Source organism: Bordetella sputigena (assembly GCF_965137885.1).
Taxonomy (GTDB): Bacteria; Pseudomonadota; Gammaproteobacteria; order Burkholderiales; family Burkholderiaceae_B; genus Bordetella_C; species Bordetella_C sputigena.
Genome location: NZ_CBCSCA010000007.1, coordinates 291,612 through 310,109, shown reverse-complemented (window position 1 = coordinate 310,109; position 18,498 = coordinate 291,612). Strand labels below are relative to the sequence as shown.

The 18,498-nt window shown below is 66.7% G+C and carries 17 protein-coding genes and 1 riboswitch; of the genes, 7 read left to right on the top strand and 10 right to left on the bottom strand.

Annotation, left to right across the window (positions count from 1 at the left end):
• Window positions 1–915 precede the first annotated feature (915 nt).
• From ACNA0R_RS16100 to ACNA0R_RS16070, 7 genes are all read right to left on the bottom strand, one after another.
• Entirely contained in the window at window positions 916–1,866 is a 951-nt protein-coding gene (locus ACNA0R_RS16100) for an SMP-30/gluconolactonase/LRE family protein (protein ID WP_415827025.1), read from the bottom strand.
• On the bottom strand, window positions 1,844–2,668 hold the full coding sequence (locus tag ACNA0R_RS16095) for an ABC transporter ATP-binding protein (RefSeq protein ID WP_415827024.1): 825 nt from the start codon (window positions 2,666–2,668) through the stop codon (window positions 1,844–1,846). Before ACNA0R_RS16095 ends, ACNA0R_RS16100 begins: the two co-directional genes overlap by 23 nt.
• Window positions 2,649–4,565, bottom strand: coding sequence for a branched-chain amino acid ABC transporter ATP-binding protein/permease (locus ACNA0R_RS16090; protein ID WP_415827023.1), 1,917 nt, complete (start codon window positions 4,563–4,565; stop codon window positions 2,649–2,651). The genes ACNA0R_RS16095 and ACNA0R_RS16090 overlap by 20 nt, the downstream gene beginning before the upstream one ends.
• On the bottom strand, window positions 4,565–5,422 hold the full coding sequence (locus tag ACNA0R_RS16085; RefSeq protein ID WP_415827022.1) for a branched-chain amino acid ABC transporter permease: 858 nt from the start codon (window positions 5,420–5,422) through the stop codon (window positions 4,565–4,567). The genes ACNA0R_RS16090 and ACNA0R_RS16085 overlap by 1 nt, the downstream gene beginning before the upstream one ends.
• Window positions 5,423–5,437: 15 nt before the next feature.
• A complete protein-coding gene (locus ACNA0R_RS16080) occupies window positions 5,438–6,628 on the bottom strand; it encodes an ABC transporter substrate-binding protein (RefSeq protein ID WP_415827021.1) in 1,191 nt (396 codons plus the stop codon).
• Between the two features lie 127 nt (window positions 6,629–6,755).
• The gene (locus tag ACNA0R_RS16075; protein WP_415827020.1) at window positions 6,756–7,847 is read right to left on the bottom strand and encodes a mandelate racemase/muconate lactonizing enzyme family protein; all 1,092 of its coding nucleotides are present in this window, start codon (window positions 7,845–7,847) and stop codon (window positions 6,756–6,758) included.
• Window positions 7,844–8,965 (bottom strand): mandelate racemase/muconate lactonizing enzyme family protein, encoded by a 1,122-nt coding sequence (locus ACNA0R_RS16070; protein ID WP_415827019.1) that lies wholly within the window; start codon window positions 8,963–8,965, stop codon window positions 7,844–7,846. The genes ACNA0R_RS16075 and ACNA0R_RS16070 overlap by 4 nt, the downstream gene beginning before the upstream one ends.
• Before the next feature lie 210 nt (window positions 8,966–9,175).
• On the opposite strand from ACNA0R_RS16070, the gene ACNA0R_RS16065 reads away from it, so the two are divergent.
• Entirely contained in the window at window positions 9,176–10,099 is a 924-nt protein-coding gene (locus tag ACNA0R_RS16065; protein WP_415827018.1) for a LysR substrate-binding domain-containing protein, read from the top strand.
• A gap of 72 nt (window positions 10,100–10,171) precedes the next feature.
• On the opposite strand, the gene ACNA0R_RS16060 is transcribed toward ACNA0R_RS16065, so the two are convergent.
• Window positions 10,172–10,456 carry an acylphosphatase gene (locus ACNA0R_RS16060; RefSeq protein ID WP_415827017.1) on the bottom strand — a complete coding sequence of 95 codons (285 nt, stop codon included), beginning with the start codon at window positions 10,454–10,456 and terminating at the stop codon, window positions 10,172–10,174.
• A 199-nt stretch (window positions 10,457–10,655) separates the two neighbouring features.
• Here ACNA0R_RS16060 and ACNA0R_RS16055 point away from each other — a divergent pair, with 199 nt between their 5' ends.
• From ACNA0R_RS16055 to ACNA0R_RS16030, 6 genes are all read left to right on the top strand, one after another.
• A complete protein-coding gene (locus ACNA0R_RS16055) occupies window positions 10,656–11,549 on the top strand; it encodes an alpha/beta hydrolase (protein WP_415827016.1) in 894 nt (297 codons plus the stop codon).
• A gap of 219 nt (window positions 11,550–11,768) precedes the next feature.
• A complete protein-coding gene (locus ACNA0R_RS16050; RefSeq protein ID WP_415827015.1) occupies window positions 11,769–12,674 on the top strand; it encodes a phytanoyl-CoA dioxygenase family protein in 906 nt (301 codons plus the stop codon).
• A gap of 151 nt (window positions 12,675–12,825) precedes the next feature.
• Window positions 12,826–13,125, top strand: coding sequence for a TFIIB-type zinc ribbon-containing protein (locus ACNA0R_RS16045; protein ID WP_415827014.1), 300 nt, complete (start codon window positions 12,826–12,828; stop codon window positions 13,123–13,125).
• Window positions 13,126–13,201: 76 nt separating this feature from the next.
• Window positions 13,202–14,125, top strand: coding sequence for a 2-dehydropantoate 2-reductase (gene panE / locus ACNA0R_RS16040; RefSeq protein WP_415827013.1), 924 nt, complete (start codon window positions 13,202–13,204; stop codon window positions 14,123–14,125).
• 82 nt (window positions 14,126–14,207) lie between these two features.
• On the top strand, window positions 14,208–14,657 hold the full coding sequence (locus ACNA0R_RS16035) for a nuclear transport factor 2 family protein (RefSeq protein WP_415827012.1): 450 nt from the start codon (window positions 14,208–14,210) through the stop codon (window positions 14,655–14,657).
• A 26-nt stretch (window positions 14,658–14,683) separates the two neighbouring features.
• Complete coding sequence (locus ACNA0R_RS16030; RefSeq protein ID WP_415827011.1) at window positions 14,684–15,223, top strand: nucleoside 2-deoxyribosyltransferase; 540 nt, start codon at window positions 14,684–14,686, stop codon at window positions 15,221–15,223.
• Here the strand turns inward: ACNA0R_RS16030 and ACNA0R_RS16025 are convergent.
• Window positions 15,220–16,452 carry an RDD family protein gene (locus tag ACNA0R_RS16025; protein WP_415827010.1) on the bottom strand — a complete coding sequence of 411 codons (1,233 nt, stop codon included), beginning with the start codon at window positions 16,450–16,452 and terminating at the stop codon, window positions 15,220–15,222. The two genes, ACNA0R_RS16030 and ACNA0R_RS16025, sit on opposite strands and share 4 nt — an antisense overlap.
• Window positions 16,453–16,585: 133 nt before the next feature.
• Entirely contained in the window at window positions 16,586–17,302 is a 717-nt protein-coding gene (gene ribB / locus ACNA0R_RS16020) for a 3,4-dihydroxy-2-butanone-4-phosphate synthase (protein ID WP_415827009.1), read from the bottom strand.
• A 107-nt stretch (window positions 17,303–17,409) separates the two neighbouring features.
• Window positions 17,410–17,565: riboswitch (FMN riboswitch) on the bottom strand.
• Between the last annotated feature and the right edge of the window lie 933 nt (window positions 17,566–18,498).

Sequence of the window (18,498 nt, the reverse complement as noted above, 5' to 3'; positions counted from 1 at the left end):
CCTCGCGCGGCCTCAACGGGCTGGCCCCGACAGGGGGACTGCCCCGCCGGACTCGGGTGTGCCTCATACACGGATGCCGCGGTCGTCGGTTTGCTTGGCCCTTCGTTGGTGTGATCTTCCGCCGTAGAAAGATCTTTCAGTGCCCGGCGCTGCGTGGCCGCCCAGCGCGGCCACGCATCACCTACGCGCGTTGGTGTGCGTCGGGTGCTTTCCTGCGTTGATCGGGGCTCGGGACGATGGCAGTGGTCTGCATCGATTCAGCCGCTGCGCGTTGATGTGCTTCAACGGCTTGACGATCTCCGCGTAGCGGCGGTCGTGGCAAGGCACAGCCCGTAGGTCTTCCCGGGACCGCTGGGGGCCCGGGAAGACCGCATGCACACATCCGCACCCATTGCATGCATCGATTTCCACTCACGCACCACGGCCCCGCGCCACAAAGCAGCCGACGCACACCCAGACGCGTAGGTGATGCGGGGCCGCGCTGGGCGGCCTTGCAGCGCCAGGCAGCAGCAGATCTTTCTTGACTCACACCACGTAGCCACGAAGGGCCAAGCACACAGCCCGCCGCAGCGCCCGTGATTGAGGCACACCCGAGTCCGTCGGGGCAGTCCCCCTGTCGGGGCCAGCCCGTTGAGGCCGCGCGAGGGCTTCCGTAGGGAGGACGGCCGGGCGAAAAAGACGCAAGAACCCAAGTGACGTTCGGCCGCCGTACGAGGAAGACGAAGCGGGAGTCCGGCGCCCGCGCGCCGGACCGGCCGATCGGGCTGGACCCGACAGGGGGACTGCCCCGACGGACGGCACTAGCACCATGACCCACAACAGCACCAGACCTGCAACAGCACCAGACCCGCAACAGCCTACTGAACCACCACCGTCGACCAACGAAACACCCCATCAGCCAACAACCAACCAGGTTCAGCGCAAAACCGTGGCGCCCTGCGTGTTGACGTAGACGGAGTACAACGACTTCCCCGCCGCCATGAACAAGCGATTCCTCTGCAAGCCGCCGAAGCACAGATTCGCGCAGCGCTCCGGCAGATGGATGTGCCCGATGCGCACACCATCAGGCGCAAACACGGCGACACCGTCCAGCGCCTCCGATCCCATCCCCCACCCACACCACAGATTGCCGTCGACATCACAGCGTATCCCATCCGAAGTACCCGGACCGCAGTCGATATGGACGCGGCCCGCGCCCACGCTACGACCATCCGCCGATACATCGTGCGCGGTGATCAACCGATGCGGCGTCGCCCGCGATTGGACGAGATAAAGCACGCTTTCGTCCGGAGAAAAGCACAGCCCATTGGGCCCATCGGCCCCCTCGATCACCACCGTAAGCTCGCCCGTCTCCGCGTCCCAGCGGTAGACCTGGGCCGGCAACTCCTGTTTGCCAGGCAACCCTTCGTACCAGCCGCCGATGCCGAACGGCGGATCCGTGAACCACACCGACCCGTCCGACTTCACCACCACATCGTTGGGCGAATTCAGCCGCTTGCCCTGATAGCTATCCGCCAGCACCGTGACGGACCCATCGTGCTCGGTACGCGTCACCCGCCGGCCTTCGTGTTCGCAGGTAATCAGCCGCCCGAGCAGATCGCGCGTATTGCCGTTCGCATTGCGCGACGGCTGGCGGAAGATGCTGAACGCGCCCGTGGCTTCGTCCCACCGCATGATGCGATTGTTGGGGATATCGCTGACCAGCAGATAGCGGCCATCGCCGAACCATACCGGCCCCTCCGCCCAGCGCATGCCCTCGCCCAGCTTCTCGACGGCGGCCGAGAAGATAACGTAGCGGGAAAAGCGCGGATCGATGACTTCGATGCGCGGATCGGGATAGCGTTCACTGGGCTGCCACACGGCCATGGTCTCCAAAATAGGCCCGCTCCAGGCGTGCGGCCAGGTCGGCTTCGCGGGTGCCGGCTTGCATGGCGATGCGCCCTTGCGCCAGCGCGTAGACGCGGTCGGCCAGGGCCAGCGCTTTCTCCACCAGTTGTTCCACGAGCACGATCGCCGTGCCTTGCTTGCGCAGCTGTCCGGCGACCGTCAGGACACGATCGACCAGGACGGGCGACAAGCCGGCGGACGGTTCGTCGAGGATAAGCAAGCGGGGCCGCTTGACCAGGCCTTGCGCGACCACCAGCATCTGTTGCTGCCCGCCGCTCAGCGCGCCCGCGCGGTCATGGCGCTTGGCCGCGATTTCCGGGAAGTAGGCCAGGGCTTCGTCCACGCGCGTCCTGCGTTCCGCTCGCGGCGCATCGTAGCCCGCCAGCATCAGGTTGTCGATCACGCTTTGCTGGGTAAAGACGCGATGGCCTTCGATGACGTGCACCAGTCCCGCGCGCGCCGCATCGCGCGGCGTGGCGCGGCTCAGGTCGACGCCGCCGAAGGATATGCTGCCGGCGCCAAGCGGCAGCAGGCCGGAGATGGCGCGCATCAGCGTGCTCTTGCCGGCGCCGTTCGGACCCAGGATGGCGACGATCTCCCCGGCGCCGACGTCCAGGTCTATGCCGTGCAGGATGCCGATCTTGCCGTAGCCCGCCGCCAGGCCGCGCACCGTCAGCAATGGCGCGGCGGACGCATTTGTGTCCGCACTGCCGATGGACCGCGGCGAGCCACGGTAGTCCGCGCTGTCCGCGCGAGCTGTCTTATCCTCCGAGATAGGCACTAACCACCTCCTTGTGTTCGCGCACCTGCGCCGGCGTGCCGTCGGCCAGCACGCGGCCCAGGTTCAGCACGGTGACGTGATCGCAGATGTCGAAGATCAGGTCGGCATGGTGCTCGACCAGCAATACCCCCGTACCTTGCCGCGCGATGTGGCGGATCAGCTCGCCCAGGCGGCGGATCTCCTCGGCGGCCAGGCCCGCGGCCGGTTCGTCCAGCAGCAGGAAGGCAGGACGCAGCATCAGCGCGCGGGCGATTTCCAGGAAGCGCAGTTCGCTGTGCTGCAAGCGGTCCGCCCGCACATCCGCCACCGCGCCCAGGCCGACGATACGCAGCGCGGTCCGCGCGGCATCGTGCAGGACCTGTTCGTCGCGGCGATGGCGCGGCAGTTGCAACAGCGATTCGACGAAGGACGCATGGCCTTGCAGCGTGCCGCCTATCATCACGTTCTGCAGGACGGAAGCCTCGCCGATGATGCGCGGCGTCTGGTAGGTGCGAGCGATGCCGCGCGGCGCGCGCAGCAACGGCCGGCCGAGCGCGAGCGGTTCGCCGTTCAGGGCCAGCGTGCCGGCTTCCGGCGTGCAATAGCCGGAGATCACGTTCAGCGTAGTGGTCTTGCCGCTGCCGTTGGGGCCGATCAGCCCGTGTATCTGGCCTGGCGCAATGGTCAGGCTCAGGCCATCGATGGCGCGCACGCCGCCGAAGCTGAGCACGATGTTCTCCAGCGCGATGCCGCCGCGCGCGGGGGCGGCCGTCAGTAATTGGCCCAGCGCGGCGGGATCCGGCGCGATGCCGCGATCGGCCGGCAGCGGACGCCGGTTGTGGAAGTCCAACAGCGCCGCGATGCCGCCGGGCGCGGCGAGCACGATCACCAGCAGCATCAAGGCATAAAGAAAGTTCGACCACGCGGCCAGCGGCGCGGCGATCTCCGGCAATACGGTCAGGATCAGCGTGCCGAGCAGCGGCCCCAGGATGGAACCGCGGCCGCCGATCAGGATGGAGATGAAGAACAGCACCGAGAGCTCGAAGGTAAAGGCGTCCGGCGTGATATAGGTCTGCAGCGAGGCGAACAGCCCGCCGGCCACCGCCGCCAGGACGCCGGCCAGGACGAAGACCATGGAAAGCAGCCTGACCTTGGAAATGCCGCTGCCTTCGGCCGCGACTTCGGCGTCGCGCACCGCGATCAGGCCACGGCCGTAGCGGCTGCGGGCCACGTTGGACGTCAGCAGCGTGCAGACCGCGGCGATGGCCAGGCACAGGTAGTACAGTCCCAGTTCGCTGTCGAAGGGCGCGGGCAGCGCCGGCCCCGACAGGCCGATGCCGCCGCCGGTCACGTCCTGCCATGCCAATGCGATCTGCGTGACGATGGTGGCGAAGCCCAGCGTGGTCATCGCGAAGTAGAAGGTGCGCAGCCGCAGCGCCGGCAGGCCGACGATCAGGCCGAAAATGCCGCCGCCCACGCCGGCGCAGGCCAGCGCGACGAAAGGCGGCAGGGCAGGCAGCACATTGCCGGCCGACAGTACGCTGGCGATGTAGGCGCCCAGCGTGAGCAGGGCCACGTAGCCGATGGCCAGTTGCCCCGCGAAGCCCACCACCAGGTTCAGGCCGGACACCAGGATCCAGTAGATGGCCGCGCGCGTGGCGATGACGGTCCAGTACGTGTTGCCGCTGAAGGGCAGCAGCGCCGCCAGCAGGAAGATGGCCAGGAAGGGCCAGAGGGCGCGCAGGTCGGCCCTGCCGGCACGCGTCCGGGGCGCGGTGGCGCCGCCGGAACCGGCGGCCCGGCTACCGCCGCCCGATGCGTCATGGCCGTCGCCAGCCGTGGCCTTGCCGCGGCCGTCCGTCGATCGCGGACGACGCATCGCCGCACCCATCCCTTGCAGCTCGCTTTTCACGCCCATCACACCCTCCGCGCCGTCGAGCTGCCGAACAAGCCTTGCGGCACCGCCAGCAGCACGACGATGAACAGCACGAACACCGCGATGGATGCGAAGACGCCGCCAACGGTGAAGTTGGCCGCTTGCTGGAACAAGCCCAATGCAAGTCCGCCGATCAGCGCGCCGCGGTTATTGCCCAGCCCGCCCAGCGCCACCGGCACGAAGCCATAGAAGTTCAGCAGCGTGCCGTTGGCGAAGAAAGCCAGCATCAGCTGCCCGCTGGCGAAGCCCGCGATGCCGCCGATGACCGCCGCCAGCACATAGCTCCACACGCGCAGCTGCCTTTCCGGCAGGCCCAGCGCGCGCGCCGCGAAGTTGTCTTCCGCCACCGCCAGGAAGGCCATGCCGACCAGCGTGCGGCGATACAGGTACTCCAGCCCCAGCACCACCAGGGCGCAGGCGATGACCGGCAGCCAGAATTTCTCGTCCGTGACGCCCGAGCCCAGCCCGAACAGCCGCGGAAAGGGCTGCGGCTCCGTGCCCCATTCGATGGCGGTGACCTGTTGGACCATCAGCGCCAGCGCCAGCGTGGACAGCACGTACAAGTGCTGGTCCAGGCTCTTGAGCACCGGCCGCACCGCGATCAGCTCCGTGACCACGCCCATCACGGCGCAGCCGGCCAGCGTCGCGATGAACCCCAGCCATGGCGGCAACCCCAGCTTCAGGATGAACAGGGAGCCCAGCACGCCGCCCAGCATGCCCAGCTGCCCCGCGGTAAAGCTCATCACCCGCGAGGTCGCGAACATGGTGTTGTAGGTAATGCCGATGAGCGCGTAGACCGCGCCCATCGCCAGGCCGGATGCGATGATGGAGCCGAGCATCGTGGGTCCTCCGGTTCAGGCGTAGCCGGGAGCCAGCGCGAAAGTGCCGTGCTTGGCGGAGTTGGCCGCCGACATGACGACGTCCGCCGTGGGATAGCCGTTGTGCTGTTCGGGCGTGTAGGTGTAATTGCCGAAGTAGCCTTGATAGGGATTCAGCGAGTTCCAGTAGGCAATGATCTCTTTGGATGAAGCCCCGCTTTCCTGCACGGCCTTCGCCACCATGTGCACCGCGTCGTAGCCCGCCGTGACCCACCAGAACAGTGTGTCGTCCAGGTTCACCTTGCCCCGCACCTTGTCGACGAATTCCTGCGAGCGCGGCGGCAGCTTGCCGCTGGCGTCGTAGCTGCAGCTGCGGTAGCCCACCGCGTAGACCTTGTCCCAGTTCTGCGGCTTGCTGAGCAGGCCGCGGATTTCGCCGGACGCCATGGACGGATGGCCGGCAAACACTACATCCCAGCCCATCTCGCCGCGCGCGTTGAACAGGCGCGCCTCCATGCCGGTGGATACGCTCCAGATCACGATGACTTCCGCGCCGGCGTTGCGCGCGCGCGTCATGTCGGGCGTCATGTCCGGCTGCGTGGCGTCGATGTTGTTGCTGTAGACCACCTCGGCGCCATCGCGCTTGAAGTTCGCCACGCTGGCCTTCAGCGCGCTGACGCCGTAGCCGGTGGTGTCGCCGATCACGGCGACCTTCTTGACCTTCAGCACTTTCAGGCAGTAGTTGCGGGTCGCATCGTCCCATTGTTCGTTGGACGGCGCGATGCGGAAGGCGTTGGGGAATTTCTTCGGGTCGATCAGGCTGTCGATCACGCAGGGATGGATGTTGGGTACGCGGGCGCGCGCCATGATAGGCGTGACGGCCAGCGATTCGCCGGAATTGGTCGGCCCCCAGATGGCGTCCACCTTGACCGAGTTGATCATCTCCTGCGTGGCGTTCACCGCCTTGGTGGGATCGCCCTGCGTATCGCGGGTGATGATCTCGATCTTGCGGCCTTTGACGCCGCCCGCGGCGTTCAGCGTTTCGGCCGCGAACTTCACGCCGCGGTCGAAGCCGACGCCCGGCGCGGAGCTGGGGCCGGTCAGCGCGGCCAGCCAGCCTATGCGCAGCGGCTCGCCGGCCGCGCTGGCGAAGCGCGGCGCGCCGATGGCGGACGCACCCAGTATCCCGGTCGTGCCCAGGACGAAATTCCGACGCGATAAAGGCATGGTCTTTCCTTGAAAAGAGAACCCGACAGCGAAAGGGATTGCGTAGGGGACTGCATATTGGCCAGCGCCTGGAGCCGCGTATGCGCGGTCCTGCGCGGACGGCGCGCCGGCACCGCATCCGCCCGCATCACCGCCTGGCGTTCTCCAGCTCGGCGATGCGCTTCGGATCCAGGGTGAATCCCCAGCCCGGCCGTTCCGGCACCAGCGCATCGCCATCGCTGAATTCCAGCCGCTCGCGATACAGCGACGAAAACCACGGCATGTATTCCAGGTAGATGGCGTTGTTCAGCGCGGCCAGCACCTGGATGCTGGTTTCGGGAAACAGATGGCTGGATACCGGTATGTCATGGCTTTCCGCCATGTGCCCGACGCGCATGTATTCGCTGACGCCGCCCACGCGCTGCAGGTCGGGCATCAGCACGTCGGCGCTGCGCAAGGCCAGCATGTCGCGAAAGCCGTAGCGCGTGTACTCGGTTTCGCCGCTGGCGATGGGCGTGTCCAGCGCGGCGGCGACGCGGGCCACGCCTTCCAGGTCCCAGGCGGGCAGCGGCTCTTCGAACCAGGTCAGGTCGTATGGTTCGAGCATGCGGCCCAGGCGGATGGCCTGCGCTTCGTTCAGGCCCTGGTTGGCGTCGGCCATCAGGCGGATGCCGGGGCCGATGGCCTGGCGCACGGCGCGCACGCGCTCGGCGTCCTGGCGCGGGTCGGGCATGCCCAGGCGCATCTTCACCGCCTTGAAGCCCTGCTCGACCATGTCCTGCGCTTCGCGCGCCAGCCCGTCGATATCGCGGTCCAGCCACAGGCCGCCGCTGTGATACGCCGGCAGGCGGTCGCGCGCGCCGCCCAGCAGGCGGTACAGCGGCATGCCGGCGGCCTTGCCGGCGATGTCCCACAAGGCGCCGTCGATGGCCGATATGCCCATCACCGATATGCCCTTGTGGCCGAAGAAATTGATGTCCTTCCAGGCCCGCGCCCAAAAGCCGGCGATGTGGCCGGCGTCGCGTCCCACCACCAGGTCGGCCAGCTCATCGACCATCTGGCGCAGCACGCCGGTGCGGCGGTCGTTCAGCGTAAAGACCAGGTTTTCGCCGACGATGCCATTGTCGGTATAGGCGTACACCAGCACCACGCCGCAGCTGCGTATCGAGCCCAGCGCGCTTTCGATGGGGCGATCCAGCGGCAGCGTCAGCGCGCGGGTTTCCAGGCGTTCCAGCTTCATGCGTGCTTCTCCCGGATGACATGGCGTTCGCCGACGCGATAACGCGCCAGCACGTCGGGGTCGGGGTCGCAGCCCAGGCCCGGGCCCTGCGGTACGGCGACGCGGCCGTCGCGCGGACGCACCCAGGGATCGAAGGGATTGGCTTCCATCTCCAGCCACAGCACTTCGATCAGCGGCTTGTTGGGCAGCGCGGCGGCGATGTGCAGCGTGGCGATGAAGCCGGGGCCGAAATACGGAGAATGCGGCACGGTCTGCACGCCATGCATCTGGCACAGCGTCGCCACGCGCATGGACTCGCCGATGCCGCCGATCTTGGTCACGCTGGGCTGGGCGATGTCCAGCGCGCCGGCTTCCAGCAGGCGCAGAAAGCCATGCGGTCCGGCGACGTTTTCGCCGGCGGCGATGGGGATGCCGCGCTGCCGCACGCGGGCCAGGCCCAGCGTGTCCTCGGGCGGCCATACGGGCTCTTCCAGCCAGTACATGCCGTCGTCGCGCAGCGTATCGGCCATGGCGAGCGCCGTGGCTACGTCCCACGCGCAATTGGTGTCCAGCATGATGGCGGTGGCGGCGCCGCCGGCGGCCTGGGCGGCGCGCACCGAACCGGCGGTGACTTCGTGCAGCTTGACGTGGCGATAACCCTGTTCGACCGCCGCCGCCGTATTGCGCGCGACCAGCGCATCGTCGCTGTAGTTCAGCAGGCTGGCATAGGCGGGCAGGTCGGCGCAGGCGCCGCCGCCCAGCAGGCGATGCACCGGCAGGCCGCTGCGCTTGCCCAGCAGGTCCCACAAGGCGATTTCCACGCCCGACCAGGCATAGACGTAAGCGCCGTTGCGTCCCAGCAGATGCGTGGCGTGCAGCACCGCGCGCGTCATGCCGGCGATGTCGCCGGCGTCGCGGCCGATGACCAGCGGCGCGATGATGGTGTCCAGGGCGGCGCGGGTGGACGGGATGGCGGCATGGCCGAAGGCCTCGCCCCAGCCGACCAGGCCGTCCTCGGTTTCCACGCGCACCAGCAGGATGTCCAGCCGGTCCCACAGGGCGCCGGCAAAGCGCTGGTAGGGGCCGCCCATGTCGAAGGGCACCGATACGACTTCGGATGCGACGGACACGATGTTCATGTGCCGTCCCCGTGAGGATGCGCGCCGCCGCTGGCCGTCTTGCCGCCAGGGTGTGCCGCCCATATGCGAATCGCCATGTTGTCTCCGCGGCCGCCGGTTCTTTTTTTACCGGCGCCTTGTTTTGCGGACCAGAATAGGGAGGCGGGTAGATAAAATCAATTGGGGCGAACTAATTTCCACATAAGCCCGCCTTATGCAGGAGGAGACACGATGTCGCTCACCGTCCGGCAGTTGGAAGTCATCCGTGCCGTCAGCGTGCACGGGTCGGTTACCGAGGCGGCGGCCGCCCTCGGTATTTCGCAGCCCGCCATCAGCCTGATGCTGCGCGATTGCGCGTCGCAGGCCGGGTTTCCGTTTTTCGTGCGCAAGCATGGGCGCCTGCAGGCTACGCGGGAAACGCAGGTGATACTGGCCGAACTGAACCGCATCTTCGACAGCATCGAGCGGGTCAACCGTTTGATGGACGACATGCGCGAGATGACGGTGGGCACCGTGCAGGTGGCGTCGGTGCCGACGCTGGCGGACAACCTCCTGTCGCCGACCATCGCCGAATTCCAGAAGTCGTGGCCGCACATCCAGATCTCGGTTTTCACCGTGGACAATCTGGGCGTATTCGAAAACGTGGTGCAGGAGCGCGTCGATTTCGGCCTGGGGCTGTCGCCGCTGCATCATCGCGACGGCCGCATGGTGAAAGGCCGCATCAGCGATGTCTGCGCCGCCGAACTGGTGTGCGTGGTGCATCCGGACAGCCCGCTGGCCGCGCGCGATTCGGTGACGCCCGCGGACCTGGCGGCCTATCCGCTGATTTCCTTCGGCAAGACGCAGCCGCTGGGCGCGCTGATCGAAGACAGCTTCCAGCGCGCTGGCGTGGCGCGCCGCATCGCGACCGAAGTCACGCTGACCTCGGTCGCATGTTCCCTGGCCCGCTCCGGCGCCGGCGCCGCCATCATCGACCCTTTCCACCTATGGGCGCCGCGCGACCATGGCGTGGTGACCTTGCGTTATCGGCCGCGTACCGAGGTCAAGGCGCAAATGCTGCTGCCCAACAATACGCCGCTGTCGCGCTCGGCCCAGCTGTTCGTTGCGGCGCTGCGCCGCACGGTGCGCGAGCGTGGCGAGGCGGTTCCGTCCTAGCTCTGCCCCCGTGCCTTATGCCATCGCGGTTCGGGCCGCGCGCCGGCGTTGCCGCGTCGGGCCGTCGCCCGCCTACAGCTGCTGGAAACTGCGATAACGCTTGTCGATGTACTCGCGGCGCGAGTGCACTTCCCTTACCACCGCGCCGGGCGGGCCCCGGCCCAGCCATTCCAGCATCTGGTCGATCTGGTCCGGCGTGCCCTGCACCAGGGCCTCGACCGTGCCGTCGTCACGGTTCTGTACCCATCCGGTCGCGCCCACCATGTGCGCGCGCCGTACGGTGGCCATGCGGAAACCCACGCCCTGGACCTTGCCGTGGACGTGGACGAAGAGGGTTTCGATATTGGGGTCGGCCATGATCTGAGCGGAGCGCGAAACGGAGCGCCTTATTTTTCCATACGTTGTCCACACGCCGCGTGCGCGCCCACGGGGCGTATTAGTCGGGGCGGGTAACTTATTAAGTCAATCGAGCGTGGTTTATCCGGACCTGGGCATTTCTTATGCTTACATCATTCTCGAATACGCCCCGCCCTATGCGGGGCACCGGTTGATAGTCATGTCCTGTGATTCTGAAATCACCGCCGGGCGCCCGGTGCGCGCGGCCGGCTCCTCATCCCCGCGCCATCCTGTAGCGCCCCTGCCACCGCACCGCGTACGCTTCTATGGGCGCCGCGCGAGCCGGGCGTCCACGCCGGTCGTCGTGCATTTCCACGGTGGCGCATTTGTTTCGGGGTCGGTGGATGAATCCTCGGCGGTGGCCCGCCTGCTGGCCGATGCCGGCGCCGTCGTCCTGTCGGTGGACTATCCGCTCGCGCCCAACCATCCTTTTCCCTCGGCGGTGGAAGCGGCTTACGCTTCGCTGCGCTGGGCCCATGAGCATCGTCAACAGCTGGGCGGCAAGGGCGCGGCCCTGTTCGTCGCCGGCGAAGAGGCCGGCGGCTGTATCGCCGCCGCCGTGGCGATGATGGCCCGCGACCGGCTCGGCCCGCCCGTGGATGGCCAGATCCTGTTTTCGCCCATGCTGGATGCCAGCATGGGGACGCCATCCGTGCGTTGCGCCCAGGGCACCGCGGAGGGCGCGGAATGGGCCGGAGGCTGGCGCGGCTACCTGTCCTGTCCCTGCGACGCCAGCCATCCGTATGCATCCCCCATGGCTGGGACGCGCCTGGCCGGCCTGCCGCCGCTGTTGCTGCTCAGCGGTCCGGATGACCCGCTGCGCGATGAGGGCCGCGCCTACGCCAGCCGTCTGCGTGCCGCCGGCGTCCCGGTGATCCGGGAAGCCCGGGACCGTGCCATCGCCTGGCAGGGTGCCGACGGCGCCCCCGGTGCCGGCAATGCCGAAGCCATCGACGCCGGGGCCGTCGCAGCCGAACTGGACGCGCTGCGTGCCCGCCTGTTCAGCTTCCTGCTTACCCATCCGGGTGGCGGCGCAAGGCCGTCTCCGCTTTAGCGCCTCGGCCGAAAGCGCCACGGCGTCGCGCGCGGTTGGCGGGCGTCGCCGCGTTTCCTCCGCACTACGCATGAGGCGTCCGTCGCTTCCGTCCTAGGAAGGACGAGCGATAGTTGCTCCGCCGCTGAAAAGATACCTTACGCCGTACATAGCCGCTAACCACTTTGGGCCCCCGGGCGGAGGCCCGCGGCGAGGTATCTGACTGTGCGGAGCGCGAATGTGAACCAGGAATACTTACTTCCGGAAGAAACGACGACAGAATACAAAGCGCGGGGATATATCTCGCTGGAGGAGATCTGCCCTCCCGACGAAGTGGTCCGGATCCGGCAGACGCTGATGCGCATGTTCGAGAACAAGGTGGGCTACGAAGAGGGCGCGCAATACGACTTCGCCAGCCGCGACGATCCCGACAAGCCCCAGACTTTCCCCAGCCTGCATGATCCGTCTCACTACGCGCCCGAATTGCTGAAGACGACCTACCACCGGCGCGCGCTCGCCATCGCCCGGCAACTGCTGGGGCCGGATGCCGCGTTGTATGGCGAACATGCCTTGCTCAAGCCGGCGCGCGTCGGTCCGGAAACGCCGTGGCATCAGGACGAGGCCTTCCGTTCCCCGGATTTCGAGTACCGCGAACTCAGCATCTGGCTGCCGCTGCAGCCGGTGGGCGAGGTGAACGGCTGCATGCAGTTCATCCCTGGATCGAACCGCTACGACGTGCTCAAGCACCGCTCTCCGGGCAACGACAAGTCGCTGCATCCGCTGGAGTGCTGCGACGACTTTCCGCGCGCCGAAGCGGTGCCCGTACCGTTGCCGGCCGGCGGCTGCACGGTCCATGACATGCGTACCCTGCATTACACCGGGCCGAATACATCGGATGCCCCCCGGCTGGCGTATATCCTGATCTTCAATGTGCCGCCGGTCTACAAGCCGGGCCTGCGCAAATTCGATTGGCTGGAGGGGCGGCGCACGGATAGCCAGATACGCAAGCGCGAATGGCATCGGCGTGGCGGCATCGCCGTGGAGGTCATGCGCCGCTTGCCGCGGGCGCGGCTGACGAACGGCAGGTGGGTGGCCTGGGCCGCGATCCGCGCCGTCAGCAAGGTGCTGCACCGGCCGCGCGGTTAGCCGGGCGCCGCCCGGGGCCGGCGCCGGCGCGGATGAGCGCCTGCGCGCCTGCGCGGCGGTGGCCCGGGGCGGTCATCGCGGCCAGGGCGCCGGGGAACCATCGCACCGCCCATCGGTCTACCTTCGTTCAGCAAAACGTAAGGAGACCGATATGAAATGCCCCAGCTGCAGAGAACCCGAGCTTGTGATGTCCGCCCGGCAGAACATCGAGATCGATTACTGCCCGCAGTGCCGCGGCGTCTGGCTGGACCGGGGCGAACTGGACAAGCTGATCGAGCGCAGCATCCAGGAGACCGGCACCGCCCAGGCCGCGCCACCGCCGCAGCCGCAGGGCCGGCCCTATCGCGATGATGACAGGGACCGGCAGTACCGCGACCATGATCGGGATCATGGCCGCGGCTATGACCGCGGCTACCGCAAGAAATCCTTCTGGCACGAAATCTTCGACTGAGCCTTCCGTCAGGTGCTTCGGCGCATAATGCGGGCCTTGGCGGCGCGCGACGGCTCCGCCGCGGACGGAGAAAACGATGCGGATGTTGTTTCTGGGCGCCGGCGGTACGGGCGGCTATTTCGGCGGCCGCGCCGCGCAGGCCGGCGTGGATGTGACTTTTCTGGTGCGCGACGCGCGCGCGGCGAAGCTGCGCGAGCAGGGATTGCGCTTGCGCAGTCCGCGCGGCGACGCCACGGTGCATCCCAAGGTGGTGACGGCCAATGACCTGGACGGGCATTACGACGTCATCGTGCTCAGCTGTAAGGCCTACGACCTGGCCAGCGCCGTAACGGCCATCACGCCGGCGGTCGGGCCGGAGTCGGCCGTGCTTCCCATCATGAACGGCATGGCGCATTACGACGCCCTGGATAACACCTTCGGCGCGCGGCGCGTCCTGGGCGGCCTGTGCCAGATCAGCGCGACCCTGGGCCCGGAAGGCGAAATCGTGCACATGGGCCAGCAAGCCAGTCTCGTCTTCGGCGAGCGGACCGGCGAAGCCCGCAGCGAGCGCTGCGTCGCCCTGGAAAGCGCCCTGGCCCCGGCCGATTTTTCCTCCCGGCTCAGCGATGCGATCTACCAGGACTGCTGGGAAAAATACGTCTTCCTGTGCACGCTGGCGGCCGGCACCTGCCTGCTACGCGGCAGCGTCGGAGAAATCGCCTCGACGAGAGACGGCCAGGCTGTCATGCTTGGCCTGCTGGAGGAAGCCCAGGCCGTGTCGGCGGCCGCCGGTTATCGCGTGCGGCCGCCCGCCGACGCGGCGGCGCGCAAGCTGTTTGCCGATGCCGGATCGCCAGTCACGGCGTCCATGTTCCGCGACCTGCGGCAGGGCTTGCGCGTCGAGGGCGACCATATCGTCGGCGATATGATTGCCCGCGGCGCCGCCGCCGGCATCGCCACGCCCTATCTGCGTGTGGCGTATTCGCATCTGCAGGTTTACCAGAACCGGCGCGACGCCTGAGCGGCCTGAAGTTTTGTTTACACTGGCACGCCGCGGGCGCGGCGTGCCGGCCAGCCCGTTTATCTATCAGTCCGGAATTCGCATGAAGCTCAAACCCCTTGCCGCCACCTTCCTGTTCTGTGCGGCCGCCAGCCTGTGCGCCGCCGTGCAAGCAGCGCCGGCCGACAACAAGGCGGTGGTGACGGCCTTCTTCCGCATGCTGTTCCAGGACAAGAACGTCGACAAGGCAATGCAGACCTACGTCGCCAAGGACCTGATCCAGCACGACCCCTATCTGCCTGACGGTTCGTCGGCGATGGCGGATTTCTATGGTCCGTACCTGGAGCAGCACCCCATGGCCAGCGCGGAAATCAAACGCATGATCGCGGAAGACGATCTGGTGGTTGTGCATACGCTGTGGAAGGAGTCCCCGGAGGACACCGGGCAGGCCGTGGTGGATATCTTCCGCCTGCGCGACGGCAAGATCGTCGAGCACTGGGACGTCAGCCAGGACATTCCCGAAAACCCGGCCAACCGCAACACGATGTTCTAGTCGCCTGCTTCCGCGCTGCTTTCGCCATGCCGTTCTCTCTTTACCTCGCGGGCTACGACGTCTTCCGCCCGGATGCCGTGGCCTATGGCGAACGCCTGAAGGCCTTGTGCGCGCAATATGGCTTCCAGGGCCTGTACCCGCTGGACAAGGCCGGCCCCGCCGATCTCGGCGGCCCGGAGCTGGCTGCCTGGATCTACCGCGCCAACATCGCGCTGATACGCCAGGCCGACGGCGTCATCGCCAATCTGAACGCTTTCCGAGGCGCCGAACCGGATTCGGGTACGGCGTTCGAAGTCGGCTATGCCGTCGCGTTGGGCAAGCCGGTCTGGGCGTATACGTCCGTCGCCGCCTCCATCGTGGAGCAGGTCGCGGTGGCGAAGTCGACGGACGGCCTGTCGCACATCGACGCGCAGGGCTTTACGGTGGAGGACTTCGGCATGAACCTCAACCTGATGCTGGCCTGCAGCGCCACCGTCGTCGTGGGCGATGCCGAGGCATGCCTGGTCCAGGCGGCGCGGGACGTCGCTCGTTATGCGGGTGCCGGTCCCGCGGCGCCGAGCGCCTAGATCCCGTTTGCATCTATCGACCGGAACAATAGGGATTGCAGTTTCAGGGCCTGTCCCGCTGCGGCATCCTTGTCGCCGTTGGTCACGATGACGCAGCGCCACACATAACGGTCGCTCTTGGTAAGCGTGACTCTGACTTGCAGCGCTTTGTCGTTGGTCATCGTGCCGGTAAGGACGATGACTTCTCTTCCATCGAGAACGACGGCCGGGCCGTCGCGCTGCAGGGCCATTACATTGGCCACCGCCGATTGCCATAGCCGGGCATACTCGCCCAGGGGCAGCCTGGGGCCCGCGTCTTCTTGGGCGAAAACCATCTGCACGCCCAGGTCCGGGGCGGTGAACACGTGGATAGGCTGGCGGTCACTGTTGTGCTGATCCGCCAACAGCCAGCCCTGCGGGATAGGGACCTGTTTGCCGGAGACCGGGTTTTTCCACAGCGTGCCGGAATAATAGGAGCGTTGTCCTTCCTTGGAGAGGATGTTCAGCATGCCGACGGCGAAGAACAGCATCACCACGACAACGAACGCGATACATCCGCGCAGCACGCCCAGCTTGCGGGCCTTGACGTTGAACGCGCCGCGATCGTACGTTGCCTGTCCGCCGGACTTCAGCTTGCCGTATTGGCGGAACATGGTGAACAGCGGGACCAGCGGAAAACCGGTGCCCAGACCGTACCAGTAAACGCCGAGTTGCCTACGCAGATATTCGCCGAAGGTGGGCCGCCTGGCGTCGGCGGTTATGACGACGACCTTGAGCAGCGCCTTGCCGAACGTATTCCCGAAAAGCCGGTGTATACATGCTTCCACCGCCAATATCGGCGGCAACATGACCCAGCCGAATGAGAAATCGCTCCCCGGGCGTTGTATCCATAGCGCGAAGCCTAGATAGTGTCGAGCAAGCAGATAGGAGACGATGTAAATCGTAGGGATTCCTACGATCCATAAATCGATCATCCTGGCGAAAAAGCGTCGCCAGGGACCCGCCGGGGATAGCGAGATCAGGCGTTCGCGTTCGCCGCCCGGTTGCGGGGCCGGCACGGGCGGCGGGATGGCGCGGGGGTGGCGCGCCAGTTCCGGGACCTCCGCGAGCCGCGCCCATCCGGTCATCCCGTTCCGCCAGACCAGCGTATCGTCGCTGATCGTGCCCGCCGACAGCAGTTGGGCCAGTGTCTCCTCCGCGACGGGGCCGTTGCGCCCTTCCGCCGTGGCGTACCACCATTCGATTTGCATCGTCTTCCCCTTCTTATCGTTTCTAATTGTAAACGACGGAAGGCGACAGGAAACAACTGCGTTCCACCGCATTCGCCGGTGGCGAGGAGCGGCGAACGCGGCTGCGGGCGATGGGGTGCCGATGAAGCGGCGGTCAGGCCGCCTGCGATTCCAGTTCGGGCGTGTCGGCGGCTTGCGTCGCCAGGCCGCGACGATGGTCGGCCAGTTCGGCGATCGTCAGCGCCACCAGCCCATGCTTGGCCGCGTAGCGGTCGATGGCGTCGCCGCGCGTCATGGTGCCGTCATCGTTCATCAATTCGCAGAGGACGGCCGCGGGGGGCAGGCCGGCCAGGACGGCCAGGTCCACCGACCCTTCCGTGTGGCCGCGGCGCGTCAGCACGCCGCCCGGCTGAGCCCGCAGGGGAAACACGTGACCGGGGCTGACGACGTCGCCGGCCTGGGCATTCGGCGCGATGGCGGCGCGGATGGTGGTGACCCGATCCTTGGCGGAAACGCCGGTGCTGACGCCTTCGCGCGCTTCGATCGAAACGGTGAAGGCCGTCCCATGGCGACTTTCGTTGCGCGCCGTCATGGGCGGCAGCGCCAGGCGGTCCAGGGTTTCGTCGCCCAGGCACAGGCAGACAATGCCGCTGCAGTCGCGGATCAATTGGGCCATGACCGGCACCGTGATCTTGTCGGCGGCAACGATCAGGTCGGCCTCGTTCTCGCGGTCGTCGTCGTCCAGCAGGATGACCGGACGGCCCAGCCGCATATGGTGCAGGGCGCGCGCCAGGCGCATGGGAAAGGGTTGCGCGAAGATTGCCGGCGTGCGGGAATCGGCGCTGAAGGTGTACGAAGTTGCTTGGGACATTGAAACGCTCTCGCGGAAAGTTGGGCGAAAAACGTTTCAGGGCTATGGGACAGCCAAACGCAAAACCGCGTGCGCGCCTTCAGGCGCGCGGGGAACGGATTGTGCCGGCACATCTTCTCTCATCCGGACTATGACCGTCGGCTCTGGAATCTGACCAGATCTGCTGACCCCGCCGACCGTTGCCGGACCGCGGGCGCTCGCGGGCTTGCCACATTGCATGGCCTACCGCCGGTGGGGAGTTTCACCCCGCCCTGAAGACGTACTGCATGCCGCAAGTTAGCGGCAATAGCAATATTGTATGCCAGCGGGCCAGCCGGTCCGGCAAAGGCCGCGCGCCTGTCAGGGACAAGGCCGCGCGACGGGCGGCGACCCGGGCATCACGCGGAGTGCATGAAGGCAGCAATCTCGGCATGACGCCGCATTATGCCGGCGGTAGCGAGATGCCGGCATGATACCGACGCACGGTTTCATGTGGCCGCGGGCCACAGCACCACAATACCGCCATCCCCATCGCCGGCGTCGCCGTCCTTGTAGCCGTCGCTGCCGTTCTTCCAGCCGTACACCACCATGTCGAGTTTGCCGTTGTTGTTCCACAGCTGGCAGATCTGCTCCCTTTGAACCGTGGTTTGTCCTTCCTGGATAGGCCCCATGAAGTTACCGGCGAGCCAGGTGATAGCGTTCGGCCCCTGCTTCATGTCGTCCCTGCCCCATTCCCGCTTTCCCTTTAAAGTGTTTCCACTGTAGAAGGTGAAGAGTGCCATGCCCAGCATGCCGTTCAGGCTGTACGCTTCGCAGAGTTCCTTGCGGCCTTTGCCCCGGAAATTGCCCAGCACGGAACCGACCGAAGGCGGGGGGCCGTCGTCGTAATATGCAAAGACGGCGCCGGAAGCACATTCGCCGTATAGATAGGCGTATAGCGAGACACCGTCAGATGTCGCCTGACTCCACCAATGGCAGATCTCTGCGTTGCCATCGTTGTTGACATCGCCGATGAACCAGCCCGTACTCCCCGTCGCGCTTTCCGCGGACTCCAACCATCCCGGGTACGTCGGTACGGTGGTATGCATGCCTTCTTCCGCCCACATATAAAACACGATACCCAGGCCGTCACCGCTATTCCACGCCTGGCAGATCTCCGCCTTGCCATCACCGTTGACATCGCCGATCAGCCAGCTAAGCGCGTTCGNCCCNTGCCC

Coding starts and splice junctions, on each gene's coding strand:
- ACNA0R_RS16100 (WP_415827025.1), bottom strand. CDS start 1,866: ATGGCCGTGTGGCAGCCCAGTGAACGCTATCCCGATCCGCGCATCGAA.
- ACNA0R_RS16090 (WP_415827023.1), bottom strand. CDS start 4,565: ATGGGCGTGAAAAGCGAGCTGCAAGGGATGGGTGCGGCGATGCGTCGT.
- ACNA0R_RS16085 (WP_415827022.1), bottom strand. CDS start 5,422: ATGCTCGGCTCCATCATCGCATCCGGCCTGGCGATGGGCGCGGTCTAC.
- ACNA0R_RS16080 (WP_415827021.1), bottom strand. CDS start 6,628: ATGCCTTTATCGCGTCGGAATTTCGTCCTGGGCACGACCGGGATACTG.
- ACNA0R_RS16075 (WP_415827020.1), bottom strand. CDS start 7,847: ATGAAGCTGGAACGCCTGGAAACCCGCGCGCTGACGCTGCCGCTGGAT.
- ACNA0R_RS16070 (WP_415827019.1), bottom strand. CDS start 8,965: ATGAACATCGTGTCCGTCGCATCCGAAGTCGTATCGGTGCCCTTCGAC.
- ACNA0R_RS16065 (WP_415827018.1), top strand. CDS start 9,176: ATGTCGCTCACCGTCCGGCAGTTGGAAGTCATCCGTGCCGTCAGCGTG.
- ACNA0R_RS16060 (WP_415827017.1), bottom strand. CDS start 10,456: ATGGCCGACCCCAATATCGAAACCCTCTTCGTCCACGTCCACGGCAAG.
- ACNA0R_RS16055 (WP_415827016.1), top strand. CDS start 10,656: ATGTCCTGTGATTCTGAAATCACCGCCGGGCGCCCGGTGCGCGCGGCC.
- ACNA0R_RS16045 (WP_415827014.1), top strand. CDS start 12,826: ATGAAATGCCCCAGCTGCAGAGAACCCGAGCTTGTGATGTCCGCCCGG.
- panE (WP_415827013.1), top strand. CDS start 13,202: ATGCGGATGTTGTTTCTGGGCGCCGGCGGTACGGGCGGCTATTTCGGC.
- ACNA0R_RS16035 (WP_415827012.1), top strand. CDS start 14,208: ATGAAGCTCAAACCCCTTGCCGCCACCTTCCTGTTCTGTGCGGCCGCC.
- ACNA0R_RS16030 (WP_415827011.1), top strand. CDS start 14,684: ATGCCGTTCTCTCTTTACCTCGCGGGCTACGACGTCTTCCGCCCGGAT.
- ACNA0R_RS16025 (WP_415827010.1), bottom strand. CDS start 16,452: ATGCAAATCGAATGGTGGTACGCCACGGCGGAAGGGCGCAACGGCCCC.
- ribB (WP_415827009.1), bottom strand. CDS start 17,302: ATGTCCCAAGCAACTTCGTACACCTTCAGCGCCGATTCCCGCACGCCG.